This window comes from Brachyspira pilosicoli (assembly GCF_008016535.1).
GTDB lineage: Bacteria > Spirochaetota > Brachyspiria > Brachyspirales > Brachyspiraceae > Brachyspira > Brachyspira pilosicoli_A.
On the sequence record NZ_SAXY01000077.1, the window covers coordinates 1 to 5,434 of the forward strand.

Annotated in this window: 4 protein-coding genes; 2 read left to right on the plus strand and 2 right to left on the minus strand. The window is 26.4% G+C overall.

Going from position 1 to position 5,434, the window contains the following annotated elements:
• The first annotated feature begins 207 nt into the window (after positions 1 to 207).
• Positions 208 to 2,514, plus strand: coding sequence for a DUF5682 family protein (locus EPJ72_RS12465; protein ID WP_147732436.1), 2,307 nt, complete (start codon positions 208 to 210; stop codon positions 2,512 to 2,514).
• Between the two features lie 252 nt (positions 2,515 to 2,766).
• Here EPJ72_RS12465 and EPJ72_RS12470 read toward each other — a convergent pair whose 3' ends face one another.
• Together EPJ72_RS12470 and EPJ72_RS12475 are read right to left on the minus strand one after the other, a co-directional pair.
• Positions 2,767 to 3,237 (minus strand): hypothetical protein, encoded by a 471-nt coding sequence (locus EPJ72_RS12470; RefSeq protein ID WP_147732437.1) that lies wholly within the window; start codon positions 3,235 to 3,237, stop codon positions 2,767 to 2,769.
• Positions 3,238 to 3,273: 36 nt separating this feature from the next.
• The gene (locus EPJ72_RS12475; protein ID WP_147732438.1) at positions 3,274 to 3,831 is read right to left on the minus strand and encodes a hypothetical protein; all 558 of its coding nucleotides are present in this window, start codon (positions 3,829 to 3,831) and stop codon (positions 3,274 to 3,276) included.
• A gap of 423 nt (positions 3,832 to 4,254) precedes the next feature.
• Here EPJ72_RS12475 and EPJ72_RS12480 point away from each other — a divergent pair, with 423 nt between their 5' ends.
• A complete protein-coding gene (locus tag EPJ72_RS12480; protein WP_147732439.1) occupies positions 4,255 to 5,208 on the plus strand; it encodes an integrase core domain-containing protein in 954 nt (317 codons plus the stop codon).
• Positions 5,209 to 5,434 lie beyond the last annotated feature (226 nt).

Genomic DNA, 5,434 nt, shown 5'->3' on the forward strand with positions numbered 1-5,434 from the left:
AGTTCTCAAACGATATAAAATACTTTCTACTCGATATCGAAATCATTTACAAAAGTTAAATACAAGATTTTTTATATTAGCATCAATATATAATTATCAGTTAAAAAATGACTTTTGAAACAAGTCTTATATACTACAATAATCAATTTTGTGCTTGCAATGTTTATTATATATTGTATCATCATAAAAAAATATTGTATTATAATAATGCCAAAAAAAAATAACTTAGAAAAACAACAATTACTATTACCTATAAGGCATCATTCTCCAGCATGCTCATATCACTTAAAAAAAGTAATAAATAGTTTTAATCCAGATTGTATATTAATAGAAGGACCAATAGACTCTAACAACTTAATGGAGTTTATGATAGATGAAGAAACCAAAGCACCATTTTGTGTGTATTCCAGCTATGACAGTGATATTAAATATAGAAGCTACTATCCATTTTTAGATTATTCTCCAGAGTTTGTAGCCATAAAAGAAGCATCAAAAAGAAATATCAACTGTGAGTTTATAGACATGCCTTTTGCTTCTATGATAGAAAATACAGATGATGAATATCAAAAAATAAGCTCCGTATATGATAAAGATGATTTAAAATTTGATATAAATGACTATACAAAAAAACTTACGCAAAAATCAGGATTAAGAACATTTCAAGAACTTTGGGAGAGAGAGTTTGAAATAAACGGCATAGTAAAAACATCAGAAGACTTTTTTAAAAGCGTATATACATTAGGCTATTATATGCGTTTAATAGAACAAGAAGATACAGAAACAAGAAACAGAGAATATTTTATGGCGAGCAATATAAAAAAAGCCGTAAAAAAATATAATAGAGTTTTAGTTATTATAGGAAGCTTTCATATGGAAGGCATAATAACAAAATTAAAAGAAAATACTGATATAGAAGAAAAGCTAAAAAAATACAATAAAAAAAATGCAAATAGCTATTTAATACCATATTCATTTGAAGATGCAGATAGAAGAAACGGTTATCAGTCTGGCATAGAGTTTCCTGCATTCTATGATTTTGTTTATAGGAACTTAGAAGAAAATAATTTAAATAGTTATTTAGATACTGTTATGTATTTTATAATAAAAGCTTCAAATATAGATTATAATAACAATAATTCAAGCATATCAGATTGTATAAATGCATACTATATGGCGGTTAATCTTTCAAAACTTAGAGGCAAAAGTACAGCAGGAGTTTATGAGCTCATAGATTCATTAAAAACATCATTTATAAAAGGAGATATTAATTTTGAAAATAAATCAAATATAGATTTTATTATCAAACTGCTATCTGGTATAAAAAATGGACAAGTATCATCAAAAAGTTCAGTGCTTCCTGTAATAATTGACTTTAGAAATTTATGTAAAAAGTTTAAAATTAAATTAGACAACAGCAGCGAAGTAGAAACTATACTTGATATTGTTAAAGATGATACACATTTTCAAAAGAGCAGATTCTTTCACAAAATGAGATTTTTAGATATTGATTTTTGTAACCTAATAAAAGGACCAGATTATATTAATAAAGTTAATAAAAACTTAGCAAGAGAGATTTGGAAATATAAATATAAAACAAATTCAGAATCTTTGTTAATAGATAAATCAGTTTATGGTGTAACAATAGATGAGGTTTGTATTAATATCATAAAAGAGAAATTAAATAGCAATATAAACTCAAGCGAGATTTCAAAATTAATAATAGAAACTAATATGATGGGAATAGAAGGTTTTTTAGTAAACAACTATTCAAAAATAGAAGATGTTATTTTAAAAGACAGTAATTTTATAAGTTTATGCGAGTGTTTATATAATTTATATTATTTATTAAATATAGTTGAATATAACAGCATGATAAAAAAAGAATCTTTTGCCAATGACTTAATAAAAAAACTTTTAAACACAACATTTATTTGTGCTATAAATAATATAGATTATATAAAAGATTTAGAAGAAGAGGAAGCTATTAAATATTCAAAGCATATAAAAAACATTTACACTAACATATTAAATGATGCTGATTTGACAGAGGCTTTTACAATAAAAATAAACTCTATATTATCAAATACATTTGGAAGCTCACATATATACGCAGTTTGTTTGGCAATAAAATATAAATTAAAAGGAATTACTACAGAAGAGTTTTCTAACACTATATGCAATTTTTTAGAATCATCTGACGCTAATGCAATAAGCTATTTTTTGTCTGGGATATTTCTTATATCAAGAGACATTTTGTTTATTAATGATGATATAATAAAAAAAATAGATACTGTTGTAGAAAAGCAGGATGAAGAGACTTTTTTAAGTATACTTCCAAATTTAAGATATGCCTTTACAAATCTCTCACCAGATGAAATAGACAGACTATCTTTGTTTTTATCAAAGCTGCATAACAAAAACAAAAAAGAAGAGATAAATAAAGAGTCGGAAGCAGATATATTATTAGACCAAAAAATATTTGAAAAGATGAAAGAATATAAAATATTTAATTAGTAATATATAGAGTTTTTTTATTCTCGGGGAATAGCCAAAGACCCCAGCACTTCTTTTGGCGACCGTAGGAAGTGCCTGCGACCGAAGGAAGTACCTTTAGGTATGGTAGTGCCCCAAAGAAGCAAAAGGACTGCAATTTTATATACTAAAATTATACTGAAAATTATATAACTAATTTTATTAAGCTCTTCTGAAATAAGTCTAATAAAAAGCCCTCCATAATAAATATTAAGACAGGCTTTTATTAATATATTATTGTGCTTTTGCTAATGTTCCTTCATAAGTAGCTGAATATGATTTCGCTGGATTTTCCGCAGTAGTAAATACTTCCCTAGTCCATACTAAAGTATCTTTAGGAGCATTATTATCTGTAAAATCAACTTTATGTTTTAAAGTAATTATTGTTCTACCTCCTGCTCCTTTAGAAGTAAATTGAAATACATTATCAGATACTTTATTAATTTTATCTAAAGTTATTGTTTGTTGAGTATCGTTATCTTTTATACTGCCGTCTGCATTAATTGTAAAAGATGCCGTCATTACTTCTGTGGCAACAGCATCACCGCTTACTTTACTTAAATTGTCTGAACCCCATGTTCCTTGAAACTTAGCTACTTCTTCTTTTGTTAGCGGTGTAATTGTAGGGTCTGTGTTCTTATCACCGCAGCTAATTGCCAAAAAACTTGATACAATAGTAATAATTAATAAAATTTTTTTGTTCATGTTGAACTCCTTTTTAATAATTTGTGTATTTAAACATTATTGTATTTTATTTAATGTTCCTTCATAAGTAGCTGAACCTGATTGCACTTGATCTTCCATAGTACATACTAAAGTATCTTTAGGAGCATTATTATCTGTAAAATCAACTTTATGTTTAAGAGTAAATTTTGTTTTAGCTTGTTTAACTTTACAAGTAAATTCAAATACATTATCAGATACTTTATTAATTTTATCTAAAGTTATTATTTGAGTAGTAGTAGTACTAGTAGTAGTACTAGTAGTAGCAGTAGTTTCAACTTTTATACTGCCGTCTGCATTAATTGTAAACCTAAATCTAATTCTGCCTACCATATTATCATCACCGCTTATTTTTTCTAATTCTCCCATCCATGTTCCTTGAAACTTAACTTCTTCTTCTTTTGTTGGCGGTGTAGGTGTAGATTTAGGATCTGGTGTAGGTGGAGGTGTACCTGATCCGTCTTTAGGGCCTGAGTTGTTTCCTCCTGTTCCTGTAGAATCTTCATTACTACAACTTACGCCGAATAATGATAAAGCCATTATCATTACAAATATTGATAAAATCTTTTTGTTCATGTTGAACTCCTTTTTAATAATTTGTGTATTTAAACATTATTGCTAATGCTTAATTGTAAAACTTGAAAAAGCAAACAAAATTGCTTTAGTGTGAATAATTGTTTTAATAGAATTGATTAACCTAGCAAAAGATTGCAATACAAAATATAAAAGTGTATTTAATAATTGATAATATTTTTTTAGAGAATTATGCTGTGAGCTGTGAGCTGTGAGCTGTGAGCTGTGGGAGTTAAGCTCATTGATGAAATACTAAATAATTTACTCTTAATCATATAGAAAATTATAGCAAATCTATAATTTTATGTCAACACATCTACATAAAAAAATTTGTTTAGGAGTAATAGATATTGCACATTTTTTAGTTTAAAAAAAGCAGGTATTCCTTATAATTTAATTAACTAAAATAAAACAAAAGGAATACCTATGAAAGAATATACTTCAAATCAAAGAAAAAAGATAGTTATAAAAATTAATAAAGTTAAAAATAAAGAAATATTAGCTTCTAAATATGATATTAGTATTAGAACATATTATTATTGGAAAAGACAATTAGAAACTTGTTCTATTATAAAACCTAAATCTACTGCACCTAAAACTAATAAAAATAAATTGAAAGATAAAAAGATTATTAAAAGAATAATTGAAATAAGAAAATTATATGGTTATGGTAAATTAAAAATAAAAAAACAATTAGAGTTAGAAGACATTAAAGTTGGAACAACAGCTATAGAAACTGTCCTAAAAGAAAATAATTTGTATAGAAGCAAAAAGAAAAAAATTAAGAGAAAGCATAAAGGAAAACATGCAATTTATATCAAGGAAGCAGGGGAAAAAGTACAAATAGATGTTAAATATGCTTTTTTTGGAGAAATACGCTATTATCAATTTACTGCTGTAGATTTAGCTGCTCGCTATAGTTGGAGAGAAATCTATGAAGATAAAACACCTTCTAGTGCTTTATCTTTCTTAAAATATGTATTGAAAACTTCACCTTTTAGGATAAAATCTATACAAACTGCGACCGAAGGAAGTGCCTGTGGCAACAATGGTAGAGAATATACATACCGCTGTATCAATACCTCTAAAATCAATATTTTTGATGAATACTGCTTAAAAAATAAATTAGAGAGGAGATATATTCCTATAGCAACACCAAGATATAACGGCGTAGTAGAAAGAGTACACGGCATAGACGAAAGAGAATGTTATTCACGATTAAATAAAAATATAACTGTAGAATTATTGAGAGAAAAATTAAAAGAATATACACATTTTTATAACAATCAAAGATTGATTTCTTCGTTATTGTATATTACAATCAAAGAAAGAATCAAAAATATTATAGCAAGTAAAAGTACAATATCTATGGCTCCATGACATTCTTTATCTAATACAATATTTTGGGAGTTAATATTTTCTAATATATGTTTTTCGCTAGAGCTTTTTGGTATAGGCACTCTTTTATCAAAAGACATTAGACTTGTTTCAAAAGTCATTTTTTAACTGATAATTATATATTGATGCTAATATAAAAAATCTTGTATTTAACTTTTGTAAATGATTTCGATATCGAGTAGAAAGTATTTTATATCGTTTGAGAATG